Here is a 19,069-nt window from a genome sequence, read left to right as displayed (position 1 = left end):
AAGAATTACTTCTTGTCGTCTTTGACTTCTTCGAACTCTGCGTCAACCACATCGTCTTGAGCGTCGCTGCTTGCTTGCTCGCCACCTTGTGCTTGCGCTTGAGCTTGCTGCTGAGCGATTTCCATCAGTTTCTGAGCCGCAGTCATCAGTGCTTGAACTTTCGCGTCGATCGCTTCTTTGTCTTCGCCTTTACGTGCTGTTTCTAGCTCAGAAATCGCGGCTTCAATCTTCTCTTTCTCGTCAGCTGGAAGCGCATCACCCGCTTCTTCTACTTGCTTACGAGTACCGTGAATCATTTGGTCCGCTTGGTTACGTGCAGTCGCTAGCTCTTCGAACTTCTTGTCCGCTTCTTTGTTCGCTTCTGCTTCTTGAACCATTTTCTCGATGTCTTCATCGCTTAGACCACCAGACGCTTGGATAGTGATCTTCTGCTCTTTGCCAGTCTGCTTGTCTTTCGCTGACACGTGTAGAATACCGTCCGCATCAAGGTCGAAAGTCACTTCGATTTGTGGCATGCCACGTGGCGCAGGCTGAATGCCTTCTAGGTTAAATTGACCTAGAGACTTGTTGTACATCGCTTGCTTACGCTCACCTTGAAGAACGTGGATGGTTACCGCGTTCTGGTTGTCTTCCGCTGTCGAGAAAACTTGGTTCGCTTTGGTTGGGATAGTGGTGTTCTTCTCAACCAATTTAGTCATTACGCCCCCCATTGTCTCAATACCTAGAGACAGAGGTGTAACGTCAAGTAGCAGTACGTCTTTCACGTCACCCGCAAGTACGCCACCTTGAACAGCAGCACCCATAGCTACGGCTTCGTCAGGGTTTACGTCTTTACGCGCTTCTTTACCGAAGAACTCTGCAACTTTCTTCTGAACCATAGGCATACGAGTCTGACCACCGACTAGGATAACGTCAGTGATTTCATTCACTGAAAGATCCGCATCCGCTAGTGCGACTTTTAGTGGCTCAAGTGAACGTTGAACAAGGTCTTCAACTAGAGATTCTAGTTTCGCACGCGTCACTTTCACATTCATGTGCTTAGGACCCGTCGCATCCGCTGTCACGTATGGTAGGTTTACGTCAGTTTGAGAAGTCGAAGAAAGCTCGATCTTCGCTTTTTCTGCCGCTTCTTTCACACGCTGCATCGCTAGAGGATCTTTCTTAAGATCGATGCCTTGCTCTTTCTTGAACTCTTCAACGAGGTAGTTGATAAGGCGGTTATCAAAGTCTTCACCACCTAGGTGAGTATCACCGTTGGTTGCAAGAACTTCGAACGTTTTCTCACCTTCAACTTCATCGATTTCGATGATAGAGATATCGAACGTACCACCACCTAAGTCATAAACCGCGATAGTGCGATCGCCGCCTTTCTTGTCTAGACCGTATGCCAACGCAGCCGCTGTCGGTTCGTTGATGATACGTTTTACTTCTAGACCTGCGATGCGACCTGCATCTTTGGTTGCTTGACGCTGAGCATCGTTAAAGTAAGCCGGTACAGTGATGACCGCACCTGTTACTTCTTCACCTAGGAAGTCTTCCGCTGTTTTCTTCATTTTCTTCAGAACTTCAGCAGAAACTTGAGGTGCTGCCATTTGTTGGCCTTTCACTTCAACCCAAGCGTCACCGTTATCAGCCTTAACAATCTTGTATGGCATGATTTCGATGTCGCGCTGAACTTCTTCGTCTTCAAAACGACGACCGATCAAACGCTTGATTGCAAATAGCGTGTTTTCAGGGTTAGTAACTGCTTGACGTTTCGCAGGCTGACCAACCAATGTCTCGCCGTCTGTGTAAGCAATTACCGATGCAGTAGTGCGTTCACCTTCTGCGTTTTCAATCACGCGTGGTTTGTCGCCGTCTAATACAGCAACACAAGAGTTAGTAGTACCTAAGTCAATACCAATGATTTTACCCATCAGGCTATCTCCGAATAAATTCTATTTTCGTTGTGCTATATCCCCTATGTGGGGATGGAGAATCGGGTTTCAACCCTTGCTCACAAACAAAAATAATCATGTTTGCTTCTCTATGCCCCTTAGATAAGGTCTGGAATTACCTTTTCAAGGGACAAAATGAAAAAAATCGTAATTTTTGTTTAGAAACAACAAAGCGAGGCCGAAGCCTCGCTTTGCTCGCTACTCTATCGCGCATAATGTCGCGATTATTTCGGTTTACTTCGCTACCATCACCATGGCAGGACGAATCACGCGTCCGTTCAACTCATACCCTTTTTGCATCACAAACATCACCGTGTTCGATTCATGATCAGGGCTTTCCTGAATGGACATCGCTTGGTGCTGCTCAGGGTTGAACGCTTCACCTTCTGGGTTGATCTCTTTCAAACCAAACTTAGACACGGTATCGACAAACGTTTTGTGCGTCAGTTCAACACCTTCAAGAATCGGCTTGACTGCTTCATTCTCACCGTCTGCCGCTTGAATCGCACGCTCTAGGTTATCAATCACTGGTAACAGCTCTTCAGCAAACTTATTCAATGCGTATTTACGTGCTTTGTCGATCTCGGTTTCCGTACGACGACGCATGTTTTCGACTTCTGCTTTCGCGCGCAATACACCGTCTTGCTGTTCTTGAATTTTCGCTTCGCTTGTCAGTAGCGCCGCTTCTAGTTGAGCAATCTTCGCGTCTTTTTCATCACCCATCTCTTCAAGCTCAGCTTCCACTTCTTGTGCTGCCGCTTCGGCTTTTTCCGCTTCTTCGATGATTTGATCAAGCTCTTCTTCTTTAATCTTGTTTTCTTCGTTGCTCATGGTCTCTCCAGAATTCAATGTTCTTTGTACTTAACGGCTCAGTTTGCCACCACCAAATACAAAAAATTCGCACAATTAGCTAACTTGCCATTATTATGGGGATGTAGACTGTCGATTCAAGCCTATTTAGTGCGGAAAACTTATGAAAAAACCTTTTGAAGTGATCGCTATCATTGGTAAGCCCAGAGATCAGCAGGCTATCCAAACGCACCGAGAACTATACTCTTGGTTAAAATCAGAAGGTTATCAGGTTCTTATCGATGATCGCCTCAGTGAAATCTTAGATGACTTACCGCAACAAGATTTCGCCAGTTTGATTCGGCTGGGTAACGTCGCAGACTTGGCAATTGTCGTTGGTGGTGACGGCAATATGCTAGGCGCCGCTCGTGTGCTGTCGCGCTTTGACGTGCGCGTCATTGGTGTGAACCGAGGAAATCTCGGCTTTTTGACGGACTTAAATCCCGAAGACTTTCAAGCAGCGCTGAAAACCGTGCTAGCGGGAGACTACATTGAAGAAGAGCGCTTTTTACTTGAAGCGGAAGTCCATCGTCATGGCCAAGTTAAAAGCCACAACGCTGCGCTAAACGAAGCGGTGCTTCACCCCGGGCAAATTGCGCACATGATTGAATTCGAGGTCTATATCGATAACAGCTTCGCGTTTTCTCTGCGTGCGGATGGCATCATAGTCTCAACGCCGACCGGCTCTACGGCTTATTCGCTCTCTGGGGGCGGCCCAATTCTGTCGCCTAGCCTCAACGCTATCTCGCTTGTCCCTATGTTTCCCCATACCTTGTCGAGTCGACCTTTGGTCGTTGACGGAAAAAGGCGTATCAAGCTACTGGTGTCGCCCGATAACCGAGGCACACAGGAAGTCAGTTGTGATGGCCAAGTATCATTGCCCGTCTCACCGGGGGATGAAATCCATATTTATCAAAGCCCGAACGTCCTGAAACTTATCCATCCAACGGAATACAGCTACTATCATGTGCTGAGAAACAAACTGGGCTGGTCCAGCAAGCTTTTCTAACAAGCGGCCCTAAACAGAGATGAACACTTGAAAGGTTGATGTACGCGCATCAACCTTTTTTAATCGCCCTCACAAAATTTGTTGCCACCATCTTTACTGTATAAAGAAACAGTATATACTGTTTTCTTATACAGTATTGTTCATTTAAACAGGTGCTAAAAATGCTGGCTCATCTAAGTGTGAATAATTTTGCGATTGTAAAATCTCTACAACTTGAACTCTCTAAAGGAATGACAACCATCACCGGTGAAACGGGCGCAGGCAAGTCCATTGCGATCGATGCGCTCGGCTTATGCCTCGGTGGCAGAGCGGAAGCCAGCATGGTTCGCCAAGGTGAAGATAAAACGGAAGTCAGTGCCGCGTTCTCACTAGAAAACAATATTCACGCAACACGATGGCTAGAAGATAACGACCTGCTCGATGGGAGCGACTGCATTTTGCGTCGTATCATTAGCAAAGAAGGCCGCTCACGAGCCTTCATTAATGGTAGCCCAGTCCCTCTCTCTCAGCTCAAGTCGCTTGGACAACTGCTGATCAATATTCATGGCCAACACGCGCATCATCAATTGATGAAACCTGAACACCAACTCGCCATGCTCGATCAGTACGCTGGGCATATACACTTGCTCAAAAGCACTCGTAATGCTTACCAACTCTGGCGTCAGGCGGACATTCATTTCAAGCAACTTAAAGAAAATAGCGCGGCAAACCTTGCGCAAAAACAGTTGCTTGAATACCAAATTAAAGAGTTAAACGAACTCTCTCTAGGGGAGGAAGAATATGAAGAGCTCGAACAAGAACACAAACGCCTCTCCAACAGCGGAGAGCTCGCCACCACCTGCCAACAAGCCATTGAGCTTATTTACGAAGGTGAAGAAGTTAATGCGCTTAGTATTCTCCAATCAGCCAGTCAGTCCTTGATTCAACTTGCAGAACTCGACGATAAGTTAGCTGCACTGCCTAATATGCTGGCGGAAGCCCTGATTCAGATTGAAGAGGCCAACAATGAGCTTCGCAACTACCTCGACAATATTGACGTTGACCCTGCGCGCATGGCTTATGTAGAAGAGCGATTCTCCAAAGTGATGTCTATCGCACGTAAACACCATGTGATGCCAGAAGCTTTATATCAACATCACCAAGAGTTGTTGGCACAAATCGACGCGCTAGACTGCTCCGATGAAAAACTCGAGCAACTGGAAAATGAGGTGAGCCAGACTTTTGCAACCTTTGTCGAGCACGCAGAAAAACTGAGTAAATCACGTTCACGATATGCCAAAGAGCTCAACAAGCTGATCTCAGCCAGCATGCACGAGTTGAGTATGGAAAAAGCGAAGTTTTGTATCGATGTGGTCAGTGATACGGCGCATCCTTCACCACTTGGCCTCGACCAAGTATGCTTCTTAGTCTCAACGAACCCCGGCCAACCACTTCAACCGATTGCCAAAGTGGCATCTGGAGGGGAACTTTCACGCATTTCCCTAGCCATTCAAGTCATTACTGCGCAGAAAGTCGACACACCAAGCCTCATTTTTGATGAAGTGGATGTCGGTATCAGTGGGCCAACCGCCGCCGTAGTCGGTAAAATGCTGCGAAAATTAGGCGAATCTACCCAGGTTCTCTGTGTGACTCACTTACCGCAGGTCGCCGGATGTGGCCACCAGCAACTGTTTGTTGCCAAAAACACCAAAGCAGGTAAAACCGAGACCCAGATGCGTGTTCTCGATCGCAATCAGCGCATTAGCGAGCTTGCCCGCTTGTTAGGTGGAAGTGAAATTACCGACTCAACCTTAGCCAATGCAAAAGAGCTCCTAGTCGCCGCTTAGGGTGTTCAGCAATAGATCGCGCTCAGGTTAGGTAGCCAAAGTTCCCTACCTCAGGAATTTTGGCTCGAATTTGCAACCTAATTCAAAAATCATGGTCTGAAACAGTTCAAATGCCGATGAGCTTTTTACATTACAAGCAAGCTTGTTTATTATCGGCTCAGTTTTAGAACCCTCTGCAGTAAGAATACTCGTATGCAACTAACTAAGTGGCTTATCGCATTACCACTCGCGATCACAACCCTGACTGGCTGTTCATTATTAGAGAAGCTGGTGTATCGCATTGACATCAACCAGGGCAACTATGTTGAGCAAGAAGCGGTAGAAAAACTTAAATTCGGTATGACCAAAGAGCAAGTACGTTATGTAATGGGCTCACCGATGTTGGTTGAAAATGGCTACCCTGACACTTGGTACTATATTTACCATCACACAAAAGGCCACCATGACTCGATTCAGAAAAACTTAGTGGTCAACTTCAATGGCAATGGTCAGCTGGTTGATGTGACTGGCGACTTCACCGCCAGTGACGATTTTTTTGAAAGTATCAATTAATAAAGTGCCTATTCGTTGAGGCGCTATTCGCGTAAAAATGTAAAACGCTGACAAGATGTCAGCGTTTTTTGGTTAGGCCTGTTCTTTCCTAAGCGGGTTCTTTTTGCCCCCTGTCACTGGATCTGCGCTTCCGGCCGCTTTGGCTTGTTCTGCTCGCTTGCGTCGGATCTCTTTCGGGTCCGCTAATAAAGGTCGATAAATTTCGATTCTATCTTTGTCTCGGACAGTCGCATCCAACTTCACATTGCGACTAAACACCCCAACTTTATTTTTTGTTAGGTCAATATCGGGATAGCGTTCCAAAACGCCAGATTGCTTGATGATTTCCTCAACCGTCATCGACTTGTTGACCACCAAAGTGTAGACCCGCTGCTCATTGGGTAGCGCATACACCACCTCAACATGGATCATATCAGACTCAATACTCATAGCAGTTATACACCTGTTTCGCTCTTGCGGTAAAAGCATTGACCATATTGCTCGTCAACTCATTGAAGATTTTACCAAAGGCCATCTCAATCATTTTGCTGGAAAACTCAAACTCTAACTTTAGCTCTACTTTACAGGCTCGCTCATCCAGCGGTGTAAAATACCACCCCCCTTTCAAGGTTTTGAATGGGCCATCGACCAAATTCATGATGATCGCCTCGCCAAAGCGCAACGTGTTTGAGGTAGTAAATGTCTTGCTGATACCCGCTTTAGACACATCGACCGACGCCACCATGGCATCCTGACTCTCTTCAATCACTCGAGAACCGGAACAGCCTGGAAGAAATTCGGGATAACTCGCCACGTCATTGACCAACTCATACATCTGCTCTGCGCTAAAAGATACCAGCGCTGAGCGACTGACTTGCTTCATATTGACTCCTTACGACTAAGCTTGGGCATCAAGCTGGCGATAATTTTACTTTTATTTGCACTCAGCGCAAACAAAGGGATTTGCTAAGCACTCAACCCTCTTTATAATGACCGTATTATGGCAAAGAAAAACTCAAAACAAAAAGCGGGTAGCAATACCATCGCGCTCAATAAAAAGGCTCGCCACGAATACTTCATCGAAGATGAGATCGAAGCAGGTCTAGAGCTACAAGGGTGGGAAGTGAAAGCCCTTCGCCAAGGTAAAGCCAATATTTCAGAAAGTTACGTATTTATGCGTAACGGTGAAGCCTTTGTGAGTGGAATGACGATCACTCCTCTAAATCAGGCATCGACACACGTAGTGGCGAACCCTACTCGTGTGCGAAAACTACTTATGAGCCGTCGAGAGCTCGACAACTTAACCGGACGCATCAACCGTGAAGGCATGACGCTTATCGCCTTGTCTCTCTACTGGTCTAAATCTTGGGTCAAAATGAAAATCGGCGTAGCAAAAGGTAAAAAACTACACGACAAACGTGATGACATCAAAGATCGCGACTGGCAGCGTCAAAAAGCTCGAGTAATGAAAAGCGCGCTGCGCTAATCTTAACCACTTAAACGCATAGTGCTAGACAGGCATCACTAATCTGGTACTATGCACCAACAACCTTGGGGCTGATTCAGGATTCGACGGGAATTTTGCAGTCTAAGGTGCATGCCGAGGTGCGGTAGGCCTCGTTAACAAACCGCAAAAAAATAGTCGCAAACGACGAAAACTACGCACTAGCAGCTTAATACCCTGCTGAGAGCTCTCTCGCCCTAGCTTCCGCACGTAAGACGGGGACCAACGAGGGATCAAACCCAAACGCGCTAGCCCGGATTCTCCCACCTGAGAGATGAACGGCGAATTATAATTCAGGTTAGTCATTCATTCGCGTGTCGGTTCGCAGGTGGGTGGCGAAATTAAAGATCGACTAAGCATGTAGTACCAAAGATGAATGATTTTCGGACGCGGGTTCAACTCCCGCCAGCTCCACCAAACGTTTGGAAAGGCGGTAAGTTATTGACTTACCGCCTTTTTTGTTTTTATTTTTCGTTCGTGTACCACTTGTACTAAAAATGCGCTATCTAAAGATATCCTCATCTGGTATTTGGCAATTAACTCGCCCCTATCGCAGCTTTCATAGCTAAAACAATCCATTCTGCTCATCAATAATTTTGACTTGCGCTCTATGAGTAATCATTTACTCATAAATAGTCTATCCGCATATTAATGAGTAAAAATTTACTCACAAGTTGAAAAAAAACGACTTTACGAGTAAAGTTTTACTCATTGATAAGTAGAGGTGTTGTCAATGGAAGAACTAACCGTACAAGCTTTTATCAGAGGTGAATGGATAGATATCGGTATCATCTCATTCCCTAAAAGTAGCCAACATAATTTCCGAGTGACTGAACTCAACTACCTCAGCGACTATGCGCTAGAACATCACGATAAAGATGACTTTCACGCTGTTTCACTAAATCATCCTGTCTCATTCTTTTTTAATGACATGGGTAAACCTGGATGGTTAACGTTTCTAGACGATATTATGCCTAGTGGTGCGAGTAGACGATACTGGCTCAAACACCTAGACATTGACGACCTTAGTTCTGATGAACAAGACTATGTTTTGCTCAAGTTTGGCACAATGTCGCCTATTGGTAACTTAAGAGTAAAAGACTCTCTTCCTGAGCGCTACGAAGTAGCAGACAACCTCTACTTCTCTGTTGATGATGTTAAAAATCGAGCTGGTGATTTCCTCGACTATGCACAGCAAAGAGGGGCCGCCGCGGGTGGTGCGACAGGGGCTGGAGGTGAAGCGCCAAAACTGATCCTCCGATGCGGTTTCGATCATGGATCGGGCAGCGAAAAAATATGGATTGACCCATACCAAGATGACAATAGCAACCACGACTTACATTACTTAGTAAAGTACCCTAGAGGCTCAAGAAGCACCATCGACTGTAATATTCTAAGAGCTGAGTTCTACTTCTACCACGAGCTAACAGAAATGGGAGTTGAAACAATCTCCACCGACGGAATGCGCTTGGAGGAAGGTTTAAACTACCCTTCCTTGTGGCTTCCTCGATTTGATGTTCAAATTATTGAGCAACAAATCTCGAGGTTTGGCATGGAATCTGTGTATTCCATTTTGAACAAAGGCGCTGGAGTCACTCTTGATCACGAAACAACAATCCGAACTCTCATAGAAAAAATCACTGAAAGCAATATGGTTAAACACCAAGGGTATAGGTTTGATACTCAAGCTTTCGTCATTGAGTGGGTGAAGAGAGATCTGCTCAACATATTGTTTGGTAATAGTGATAACCATGGCAGAAACACTTCATTCTTAAAAGGTGATGGAGTCATAAAGCTTGCTCCCGTATACGACTTCGCACCAATGAAAGCGGATCCTGAAGGCATTCCAAGAACAACAAAATGGAAAGCCCCACTAGAGGTTGGCGGCACTTACGACTTCGTAGGAATAGCGGACACCTTATCTGATCTCGTGCCAAAAGAAGTGTTATTACAAGAGCTAGAGGTTACAGCAAGTCAATGCATTGACTTAAAGCAGAGACTAGCATTACGAGGAGTGCCAGAACAAATCTTAGAGATGCCAGCCGTTGGACTTAATCATATATCAGAAAAGCTCACTAAATGGGGGCTACTATGAATCAGCCAAGCAATAAAGAGTCCGTACAAGATACAGTTGCTCGTCTAAGAGCAAAGCGAAATCAACATCAGCCCAAGACTGGGACGAATGCAACTCATTCGACCAAAGAACGATCGCAACTTAATACTCCGACGAGATCGAAAACTTCAAAAAACGCCAAAGCAGTCAGTGCAGCAGAACGCAAAAGAGAAGCAAACAAAATCATCAAACACTTATTGCTTGGAGAGCTAACACAAGGCCAAGCGTTGAAAAGTTTACGCATTAATATACTGGGACTCAAACAGGATGTATTCGCAAGACTTGTCGATGTCTCAAGAAAAACACTCTCAGATATAGAGAATGATCGGGGCAGCTACAACACAGAGATTCTCAACAAGGTGTTCAAACCATTTGGCTTAAAAGTCGGACTGATCCCTACTTCTGTCAGTACGTTAAAATCGCTGATAGATGATAAGCAAGCAGACTAAGCTCACTGAGCCTCAACGGCTTGTTGGCTTAGCTTATGCTTCATATGACCGAGTACGTAGCGCAGCGTGCCATAGTCGTATTGTTCATTGAACGCTTCAAACAAAGGCTTTAACTTGTTTTCATTGATGCTGTTAAGCGCAGTCGCTTTCTGTTCAATGTCGCTGAGCGCATCAGGGCTAAGATCCACTAATTGTTCGAGTTGGCACGCCCCGCTCTCAATGGCGGCGCTGAGGTGATTCTGTACCGTAGTCTCGGCCAGTTGACGGTGGGCAGCGACACTCGCAACCGACCCCATCTGGTGAAAGAGCTCAACCGACTGTTGCTCGGTATCGTTCAAGCGGCGCAGCTCAACAGGTTTATCTTCCATTACGGCTAACAGCGCTTCACCATATTGACTCACTTTGGTATCACCAAACCCTGAAATCTGACGAAGCTGATCCAATGTTTGGGGCCGAGCTTTGGCCATGGCTTTCAAACTGACATCTTGACAGATGACATACGCTGGCACGTTTTGCTCTTTCGCCAAGCGAGCACGTACGGCTTTCAAAGCAAGAAATTGCTCCGTATCTGAAGGAGATAACGACTCTGCGGCGCTCGATTTCGTCGATTGGTTCGACTTCGCTTTGCGCAGTGCTCGCAACTGGACACTCTGCTCGCCTTTTAAGATGGGACGACATTGCGGCGTGAGCACTAAACGGTTGTACTCACCTTCCACCCGTAGGTAATTCATCGCGATGAGTTGACGAAAGACGCCTTTCCATTGATTGGCATTGAGCTCGGTGCCAATCCCAAAGGTAGACACCTTGTCGTGACCGAATCGTTCAATGCGATCGTCGCGCTTTCCCAACAAGACATTGATAAGATATGTGACACCAAAACGCTGCTCACATCGGTATACCGTCGACAACGCCTTTTGAGCCGCCTCTGTGCCATCCCAAGTGGTTGGCGGCGTCAGGCAGTTGTCGCAGTGGCCACACGGCTCCTTCATCTGCTCATCAAAGTAAGCGAGAAGGGTTTGCCGGCGGCACGTCACCAACTCACAGTAACCAAGTAGGGCATTCAGTTTTTGAATTTGCACTTGTTTATAGGCGTCACTACCGTCTGAGTTTTCTACCATCTGGCGCTGCATCACCATATCTTGCATCCCGTAGGCCATCCAAGCATTGGCGGGGTCGCCATCTCGGCCCGCGCGCCCCGTCTCTTGATAGTAGGACTCCAAGCTTTTCGGTAAACTCAAGTGAGCGACAAAACGCACGTCGGGTTTATCGATGCCCATACCAAACGCAATGGTCGCGACGATGATCACGCCTTCCTCACGCAGAAAACGTTGTTGATGCTCATTGCGCTTTTCAACCGACATTCCGGCATGATACGCCAATGCGGTTCGACCTTTGCTCGCTAACCACTCTGCTGTCTCTTCCACTTTTTTACGCGATAGACAGTAGACGACGCCCGCATCGTTCGCGTGATGCGCAGAGATGAATGACCACAAGTCATTCTTTGCATTGCTTGGCTCACTGACGTAGTAGCAAATATTGGGGCGATCAAAACTGTGGACAAACACTTGGGCCGATTGAAGCGCTAGCTGACTGATGATCTCTTGCTGCGTACGCTTATCAGCCGTTGCGGTAAGTGCAATGCGCGGCACGTTCGGAAAGCGTTGATGTAAAACAGAAAGCTGTTGATATTCTGGTCGGAAATCATGTCCCCATTGGCTCACACAGTGTGCCTCATCAATCGCAAAGAGCGATACGCGGCACTCGGAGAGCAAGTCGAGGGTTTGCGGCATCATCAAACGCTCTGGGGCGATGTAGAGAAGCTGAATCTCTTCACGTCGAATCTGATCTTCAACTTCACGCTGTTCATAGCGATCTAATGTGGAGTTGAGGTAGGCAGCGGCCACACCGACTTGCGCTAATGCATCAACCTGATCCTTCATCAAGGCAATCAACGGCGACACAACCACCCCCACGCCTTCTCGCACAATGGCTGGGATTTGGTAGCAGAGCGACTTTCCCCCGCCTGTCGGCATCAAGGTGAGCACATCACCGCCTTCAACCAACGTCTCGATGATCGATTGTTGCTGATGACGAAAATGATCGTAACCAAATACAGAATTGAGTACCTCTAACGGGGTCGGGCGATGCACGGCGAATATCCAAAGTTTGAAAGACAGTACCACTATCCTACCTCAATAGGCGCATCAATTCAGAGGAGATAACTGAGGTGTCTGCGGGTAACATCACCTCTTTCCATACTTACGTGCAGCCGTTTCATTCACTTACTTGACTCAGCAAATATGATCCAGCTCTCCCAATGCAGGCCAATCTTGTCGTACAATATGAAGTGAAACGCAATTTTAAAAAAAACTTCACTCCCTCTTTTATAGTTAGGTTCCCTTGTGACACATCTCGACTGGTTCGTACTTGCGCTCTATTTCGTTTTCTTACTGATCGTGACCAACGCGTTCAAACGCCACGCTTCCAATGCCGACGGCTTTATTAAAGGCAATGGTGCAATGACGTGGTGGATGGCGGGCGCCACCGCCTTCATGACGCAGTTTTCGGCATGGACATTTACTGGCGCGGCAGCCAAAGCGTTTGAAGATGGTCTCAGCATCATGTTTGTCTTTTGGGGCAATGCGTTAGGCTTTTTTGTCTCAGCGCTCTTTTTTGCGTCGCGTTACCGCCGCTTAAGGGTTGCTACAGCGATGGATGTGGTGCGTCTGCGTTTTGACAAGTTGTCTGAGCAAGTCTTCACTTGGTCGAGTTTTCCCATCACACTGATTGGCGCAGCGATTTGGCTTAATGGATTGGGCGCCTTTTTGTCGGCGACCTTTGGCATTAGTATCGATGTCACCATCGTCTCTATTTCTCTGCTGGTGACCTTTATTGCCCTTACCGGAGGGGTTTGGACGGTCTCTGCGACCAATGTGATCCAACTGGTGCTGTTGGTCACTATCACCATGGTCGTTGGGGCCACTGCGGCCAAGCACGTCGTGAGCCTACCGGTTGAATCTTTGTCAAACACCGTCATGGGCGAGAGCATGCACACCTGGCAGATTTTCATTGCTTGGGTGGCCATCATGCTGCTGAAACAAACGCTAACCACTAATAATGCCCTCAGCAGCTATCGCTTCCTCACCACCAGCAATGAGAAAGAAGCATCACGCTCGGCGTTGCTGGCTGGCGCGCTGTTTCTCGTCGCACCGCTGCTTTGGTTTGCCCCGCCTTGGTTTGTTGCTTCACTCAATATTGATTTGGGCTTGAGCTACCCAGAGCTCGGAGGTGGAGCCAACAACGCCGCCTACCTTTACTATATCGAACACTACATGCCAAAAGGACTATTGGGGCTGGTGATGGTGGCGATGTTAGCGGCGACCGTGTCTCCGATGACCACTGCGCTCAATCGCAACGCCGGCATTGTAGTCAACAATGTCTATCTTTCCTTGATCAATCCGCACGCGAGCAGCGAGCAACAGATGCGTCTAGGTAAAATCGCCACAGTCGTGACCGGTCTGTTGGCTTGCGGCGTAGCACTGTTGTTTGCTCGTATCGAAGACTACAGCCTGTTCGACATCATGATGATCTTCTCTGCTTTGCTGCACATGCCGATGTCGATTCCCTCGCTATTGGCCATGCTCAACTTACGTACGCCACCTTGGTCTGGCTGGGCAACGGTTCTGGTCGGCATTCTGGTTTCCGCTTGGATGCATTTTGTGTTCGATGTTCATTGGCTTGAGCCTTTCATCGGCCCGCTCAATCACAGAGAAAGTGTTGATATGATGGTGGTGTGCAGTCTCCTGGCGCATGTGATCGTCACTGGTGGCTTTTTCCTTTCTACCGCTTTGATGACCAAACGCCCCTATTTCAATCACACTGTGAGTGAGCGAATCCACACTCCGATTTCCTCGCAAGAACAAACGCCGATTGATCACGCCAACGGCATTTTTATGGGGAAAGCAATGACGGCGCTGGGCGTCATCGTGGCGCTGTTTGCTGTCACCACCGACAACTTCGCCGATGGCACGATTTTCGTCGCGATTGGCGGTGCGATATTGGCGTGCGGTTTTGCCTTGATGTCGATGTCTCTGCGTTTACGAAAACTTGATTCAGCTTGCGCTGCTGAGTGTTAATTACTGGCGCTCTCCATTTAATTAAGCAATCACGCTCTTATCCCACGGTGCAGAGTTCGGCTGCACATTTTTGAGACTGTGGGTTGTGGGTTGTGGGTTGTGGCAAGATTTGATGGAAAGCTTACACAGAATCAAGCACTTCGCAAAACGAGGTTCGCCTAGCGATGTAAAAAGGAAAATAAGCATCGCAAATTTGAAAAAGATAGCTAAAATGTGCGTTTGCTTTGATTTGACTAGAGCAAACATGCCTGTGTAACCGTCCGTTTTTCTGAGGAAGTGACATTGAAAACGCTACATCTTTCCGCACAAAACCAAAACGATATCGAACAAGCGAAGTCGCTTCTTGCTTCTGGCGAGTTAGTGGCGATTCCGACCGAAACCGTTTATGGACTCGCGGCAGATGCCACCAACCCAGAGGCGGTAAAGAAGATTTTCGCGGCGAAAGGCAGACCGGCAAACCACCCGTTGATCGTACACATTGGCCAAGTGCAGCAGTTATCCGATTGGGCGACGGAGATCCCAGAGGAAGCGTACACCATTGCTAATGTCTTTTGGCCTGGTCCGGTTACCCTGCTACTAAAGAAATCGCCACAAGCTAATTCGGTCGTCTCGGGCGGTCTAGAGACCATTGGCGTTCGCATGCCAGCACACGACGTGTTTAATGAACTGCTCTCTAGCGGGCTCGCCGTTGCCGCCCCATCCGCTAACCCTTATAAGAAACTGAGTCCAACCTCAGCGTCACACGTACTCAAATCGCTAGGCGGTCATATCGCTGCGGTGCTTGATGGTGGAGATTGTGCTCATGGCCTTGAGTCAACGATTGTCGATCTCACGCAACGTCCATTTCGAATCCTTCGCGCAGGTCCCATTAGCGCGGCGCAATTGTCACACACATTAGGTGAAGAAGTGTGTTCGCCTCAAGCGCATAATGTCGCCGTCCCGGGTAACGTGACCAGCCATTATCAACCTAACACCTCAGTGAAGTTGGTCGACATTGATCATCTACCGGAAGTAAAGGGACAGGTGGCTTTGCTACACTACTCACCGTTACCTACGGATTTGAATGTTCGAGCAATGAAAATGGCGGATAACGTGGCTCAGTACGCACACGACCTGTACCGCGCGCTTGATGATGCTGACCAATGGCACTGCGATGAGATTTGGGTAGAAACGCCACCTCGCACTGACGAGTGGGTCGCGGTGCACGACCGCCTTGGCCGTGCACAATCCAAGCTGTAATCAGTACAGGCTGCGCTAGCGGGTCATTTTTTTTACAAACACCACCACAAATAGGGCCATGGTGAAACTGCCTAGAAAGGCCTCAAGCGCAGCAATAAACCTCGCAACACCAACCGGTGAGATGTCACCGTAACCGAGCGTGGTAAAGGTCACCACACTGAAGTAGAGCGAGTTAAAAAACTCCAACAGATAAAAACGCCAGCCCGTCACCCCTTCGTAAATCGGATGCGCCCCTGTGGTATCAAGAAAGAAATAGGCCATCGCGCACACCATGATCAAAAAGATCGAAAACAGCACTACGCGGACGGGATCTTCGCCATAGCCACAAAACAGATCGACCGCTTTGGATATACACCGTTTGGTACTGAATTTGGGTAACTGATAACGACGAAAACGCATCTCACGTTTAAAGAAGTCTCCCGCCATCTCAAACAGTCCTTGTTTTTCGCACTGTTTACGAATGTTACGACACACCTCTTCCGCCTCCTGATAGAGACTGGCGGTGAGCGTTCTATTGTGCTTTTTCTTTGCTTGCCTGGCATCGAGTTCTTGTTTTAGGTAGCGTCCCCACTCGACATTTTCTAGCTTGGCACGCCCAAGATCTGCGCCCAATAAATTGCATTTATCCAATTTCGCGCAATGCAGATTGGCGCCGAGCATCTTGGCTTTCATCAAAGAGGAGCCGCGAAGATCTAAGCCGAAAAAATGCGCATCGGTGAGGTCTGCTCGATAAAAATCGGCCTCACGACAAAGATACCCGTCTTTACTGCCTCGATTGACCAAGTCTACATCCGTCAAATCGGTTTTCGCTAACTGAAAGCCATCCAGTGGCTTGCCCTCTGCGGCCCATTGCTCCACTTGCTGTTTGATGTCGTCATTACTTTTATCGATGTTCGGATCATGCCAATAGCACAGCCCTGACTCACCACTAATTTGATCGCAGCACCAACCATCTGGATTACGATAGCTGCATAACTGCTCATTCGAATTCATACATGCCGCTCCCTCACTCTGCCAACAAAAGGCTATCCCGTTGACTTTTTAAAGTGTAGAGCCAATAAGACACAGCGCCAGATTAATTGGCGATGGTGACCATCACCGTAGTTTACTCACCCACATCGCACTGCGCTCTTAACCACTGTTTGAAGACCCGCGTGTGTGCGTTGTCCACATGGGTCAACACAAAGTACCCTGCGCCAGCAGGGATGGGCTCATAAGGTGCGACTAACCTTTGCATCGAAACTTCATCGCCCAGCAATGCCATACGAGCCAAAGCAACACCCACGTTCGCCTCTGCTGCCGACATCGCCATATCGGTGCGATTGAAAAAGTGACCACGTTGGCAGTCAAAATCCATCCCTTGCTGCTTGGACCAATAGCGCCACTCATGATCTCGAACGGCTCCTTGCCAAAGCATCGCATCATGCAGCAACGTCACCCGCGACCACGCCTCATTGGGCGAATGCGACGAAAAATGCTGCTGATAGTAATGGGGGCTCATCACTGGGAGCAGTGACTCCGCCATTAACAGTTCAGCGCGATCATCTTTATAGGGGATCGGGCCATAGTCGATCGCAATATCAAAGTCCTTATACTGGCTATCCACCAATGCGCCCTCGGCAAAGGTGTGAACTTGAATCGTCGGGTGTAATCGATAGAAACTCTCTAAACGAGGGACGAGCCATTTAAACGCGAAAGAGGGGGTTAACTTCAGACGAATCTGCGCTGCTTCGCCGGAGGATCTCACTTGCGCGGTCACTTCTTCGATGGCTAACAGATGCGGCGTCACCCCGTCGATCAGTTTTCTCCCCTGCTCGGTTAAGCGAATCCCGCGCGGATGACGTTCAAATACACTAAAACCCAAATGTTGTTCAATGGACTTTACCTGCTGACTGATGGCTCCCGGCGTGAGGTTTAGACGACTTGCTGCTTGGCTTATCGTCGGGTACTGCGCGACTTGGCACAGTAAATGAACACCTTGAAATAACATCTGGGTCATGAGCACTGCTTTTAGTTTTTCTAAATTATGTGTTTAATTTTTATCGATTGTTACGCAAATGTAAATCACAGATTCTTAGCCAAAATACCAATGAGGAGAATGATGTGAAGGTTGTGGTGATGGGCAGTGGAGTCATCGGACTCACGAGCGCTTGGATGCTCAATCAAGCAGGATGTGATGTGACGGTTATCGATCGTCAATCTCGCGCAGGCGAAGAAACCAGTTTTGCCAACGCAGGGCAAATCTCTTATGGCTACTCTTCTCCTTGGGCCGCTCCCGGTATTCCGCTCAAGGCGATCAAATGGTTATTCGAGCAACATGCGCCGCTAAAGATCAAACCTATGGTGAGCCGCGAGCTATTCATTTGGATGACGCAAATGCTGCGTAACTGCCAGCTAGAGCGCTATCGAGTGAACAAAGCCCGCATGTTGACGATAGCAACTCGCAGCCAGAAGAGCTTAAAAAGGCTCAACCAAACGTACAAGCTCGATTATCAAGGACGCCAGAAAGGCACACTGCAACTGTTACGTCATACTCAGCAATTGCAAGCGGTAGAAAAGGACATGGCGCTGCTTGCCGAGGCAGGTACTCGCTTTGAACTGCTCGATACTAATCAGTGCCTTAACCAAGAGCCCGGTTTGGCTCATATGCAGGGTGAGCTGGTCGGCGGCCTCTATCTACCGGACGATGAAACCGGTGACTGCCACCTTTTTTGCCAAGAGCTCCAGCGTCTGTGTGAAGAGGCTGGCGTTCAGTTTCATTTCAATACCCGTATTCAACGTCTAACTGCATCTCATCAACGTGTCTGCGCCATTCACACAGATGCCGGTGATTTCACCGCCGATACTTTCGTTGTCGCAATGGGCAGTTACAGCAAGGCATTATTAGAGCCGCTGGGGATAACTCTCCCGATATACCCCGTCAAAGGCTATTCGCTTACCTTACCTGTCAGCGATGATCAGTATGCCCCCTCTTCCACCATTATGGACGAGACCTACAAAGTCGCCCTAACGCGTTTTGATGACAGAATCCGCGTGGCAGGTATGGCTGAATTGGCAGGCTTTGACGATAAGCTAACGGCCAAACGCCTGGCTACGCTGAATCATGTCGTCAGCAACCTATTCCCTCGCGGTGCCTCTTTTGAGCATGCACAATATTGGAGTGGGTTTCGCCCAATGACGCCCGATGGCACGCCGATCATTGGCCCAACACCACTGAGTAACCTCTTCACTAATACTGGTCACGGTACGCTAGGATGGACGATGGCGTGTGGATCAGCCGAAATATTAACCGACCTTGTCACCGGAGATCGTCATCAATACCCGCAACTGAGCATGAGCCGCTACGGCAAATAGTAGCATTCACTGAATTAACCAACATTATCAGCATATTTAAAAAATAGAAATTCTACTTTCCCATAGAACGCATCGACCACCAGATGCGTTTTACCATTCTCAGTTTTGGCACAAAAAGACTA

General features: G+C 48.0%; 16 protein-coding genes and 1 other RNA gene. 10 read left to right on the top strand and 7 right to left on the bottom strand.

Annotated features, from left to right (window positions below; genetic code table 11):
* Positions 1–5: 5 nt before the first annotated feature.
* Positions 6–1,916, bottom strand: coding sequence for a molecular chaperone DnaK (gene dnaK, locus AC6R0L_RS11780; RefSeq protein WP_500629251.1), 1,911 nt, complete (start codon positions 1,914–1,916; stop codon positions 6–8).
* A gap of 255 nt (positions 1,917–2,171) precedes the next feature.
* The gene (gene grpE / locus AC6R0L_RS11775; protein WP_334551275.1) at positions 2,172–2,768 is read right to left on the bottom strand and encodes a nucleotide exchange factor GrpE; all 597 of its coding nucleotides are present in this window, start codon (positions 2,766–2,768) and stop codon (positions 2,172–2,174) included.
* A gap of 142 nt (positions 2,769–2,910) precedes the next feature.
* On the opposite strand from grpE, the gene nadK reads away from it, so the two are divergent.
* From nadK to bamE, 3 genes are all read left to right on the top strand, one after another.
* Positions 2,911–3,795, top strand: coding sequence for an NAD(+) kinase (nadK, locus tag AC6R0L_RS11770; protein ID WP_500629250.1), 885 nt, complete (start codon positions 2,911–2,913; stop codon positions 3,793–3,795).
* Positions 3,796–3,956: 161 nt separating this feature from the next.
* The gene (recN, locus tag AC6R0L_RS11765) at positions 3,957–5,621 is read left to right on the top strand and encodes a DNA repair protein RecN (RefSeq protein ID WP_500629249.1); all 1,665 of its coding nucleotides are present in this window, start codon (positions 3,957–3,959) and stop codon (positions 5,619–5,621) included.
* A gap of 192 nt (positions 5,622–5,813) precedes the next feature.
* Positions 5,814–6,173 (top strand): outer membrane protein assembly factor BamE, encoded by a 360-nt coding sequence (bamE, locus tag AC6R0L_RS11760; protein ID WP_334551279.1) that lies wholly within the window; start codon positions 5,814–5,816, stop codon positions 6,171–6,173.
* Positions 6,174–6,245: 72 nt separating this feature from the next.
* Here the strand turns inward: bamE and AC6R0L_RS11755 are convergent, their stop codons facing one another.
* Together AC6R0L_RS11755 and AC6R0L_RS11750 are read right to left on the bottom strand one after the other, a co-directional pair.
* Positions 6,246–6,602, bottom strand: coding sequence for an RnfH family protein (locus tag AC6R0L_RS11755; protein ID WP_334551281.1), 357 nt, complete (start codon positions 6,600–6,602; stop codon positions 6,246–6,248).
* Complete coding sequence (locus AC6R0L_RS11750; protein ID WP_500629248.1) at positions 6,592–7,035, bottom strand: SRPBCC family protein; 444 nt, start codon at positions 7,033–7,035, stop codon at positions 6,592–6,594. The genes AC6R0L_RS11755 and AC6R0L_RS11750 overlap by 11 nt, the downstream gene beginning before the upstream one ends.
* Before the next feature lie 117 nt (positions 7,036–7,152).
* Between AC6R0L_RS11750 and smpB the strand changes: the two genes are divergently transcribed.
* The 4 genes from smpB (at position 7,153) to AC6R0L_RS11730 (ending at position 10,218) form a co-directional block, all read left to right on the top strand.
* Positions 7,153–7,638: an SsrA-binding protein SmpB gene (gene smpB / locus AC6R0L_RS11745; protein WP_334551285.1), complete on the top strand. Its 486-nt coding sequence runs from the start codon at positions 7,153–7,155 to the stop codon at positions 7,636–7,638.
* Between the two features lie 67 nt (positions 7,639–7,705).
* Positions 7,706–8,073, top strand: a transfer-messenger RNA (tmRNA) gene (ssrA, locus tag AC6R0L_RS11740).
* 316 nt (positions 8,074–8,389) lie between these two features.
* Complete coding sequence (locus AC6R0L_RS11735) at positions 8,390–9,751, top strand: type II toxin-antitoxin system HipA family toxin (RefSeq protein ID WP_500629247.1); 1,362 nt, start codon at positions 8,390–8,392, stop codon at positions 9,749–9,751.
* Positions 9,736–10,218, top strand: a complete 483-nt coding sequence (locus AC6R0L_RS11730; RefSeq protein WP_500629246.1) for a helix-turn-helix transcriptional regulator — start codon at positions 9,736–9,738, stop codon at positions 10,216–10,218. The genes AC6R0L_RS11735 and AC6R0L_RS11730 overlap by 16 nt, the downstream gene beginning before the upstream one ends.
* Before the next feature lie 2 nt (positions 10,219–10,220).
* On the opposite strand, the gene recQ is transcribed toward AC6R0L_RS11730, so the two are convergent.
* Positions 10,221–12,401, bottom strand: coding sequence for a DNA helicase RecQ (gene recQ, locus AC6R0L_RS11725; protein WP_500629245.1), 2,181 nt, complete (start codon positions 12,399–12,401; stop codon positions 10,221–10,223).
* 219 nt (positions 12,402–12,620) lie between these two features.
* On the opposite strand from recQ, the gene AC6R0L_RS11720 reads away from it, so the two are divergent.
* Positions 12,621–14,354, top strand: a complete 1,734-nt coding sequence (locus AC6R0L_RS11720; RefSeq protein WP_500629244.1) for a sodium:solute symporter family transporter — start codon at positions 12,621–12,623, stop codon at positions 14,352–14,354.
* Between the two features lie 282 nt (positions 14,355–14,636).
* Positions 14,637–15,593: an L-threonylcarbamoyladenylate synthase gene (locus AC6R0L_RS11715; protein WP_500629243.1), complete on the top strand. Its 957-nt coding sequence runs from the start codon at positions 14,637–14,639 to the stop codon at positions 15,591–15,593.
* Between the two features lie 15 nt (positions 15,594–15,608).
* Here AC6R0L_RS11715 and AC6R0L_RS11710 read toward each other — a convergent pair whose 3' ends face one another.
* A complete protein-coding gene (locus AC6R0L_RS11710) occupies positions 15,609–16,586 on the bottom strand; it encodes an ion channel (protein WP_500629242.1) in 978 nt (325 codons plus the stop codon).
* A gap of 112 nt (positions 16,587–16,698) precedes the next feature.
* Complete coding sequence (locus AC6R0L_RS11705; RefSeq protein WP_500629241.1) at positions 16,699–17,592, bottom strand: LysR substrate-binding domain-containing protein; 894 nt, start codon at positions 17,590–17,592, stop codon at positions 16,699–16,701.
* A 47-nt stretch (positions 17,593–17,639) separates the two neighbouring features.
* On the opposite strand from AC6R0L_RS11705, the gene AC6R0L_RS11700 reads away from it, so the two are divergent.
* Positions 17,640–18,947, top strand: a complete 1,308-nt coding sequence (locus AC6R0L_RS11700; protein ID WP_500629240.1) for a D-amino acid dehydrogenase — start codon at positions 17,640–17,642, stop codon at positions 18,945–18,947.
* Positions 18,948–19,069: the final 122 nt, after the last annotated feature.

It is taken from the genome of Vibrio sp. R15-SG3-ISO1A (assembly GCF_059833955.1).
Note: the sequence above shows the minus strand (reverse complement) of the source record. Positions and strands in the feature narration are given on the sequence as shown.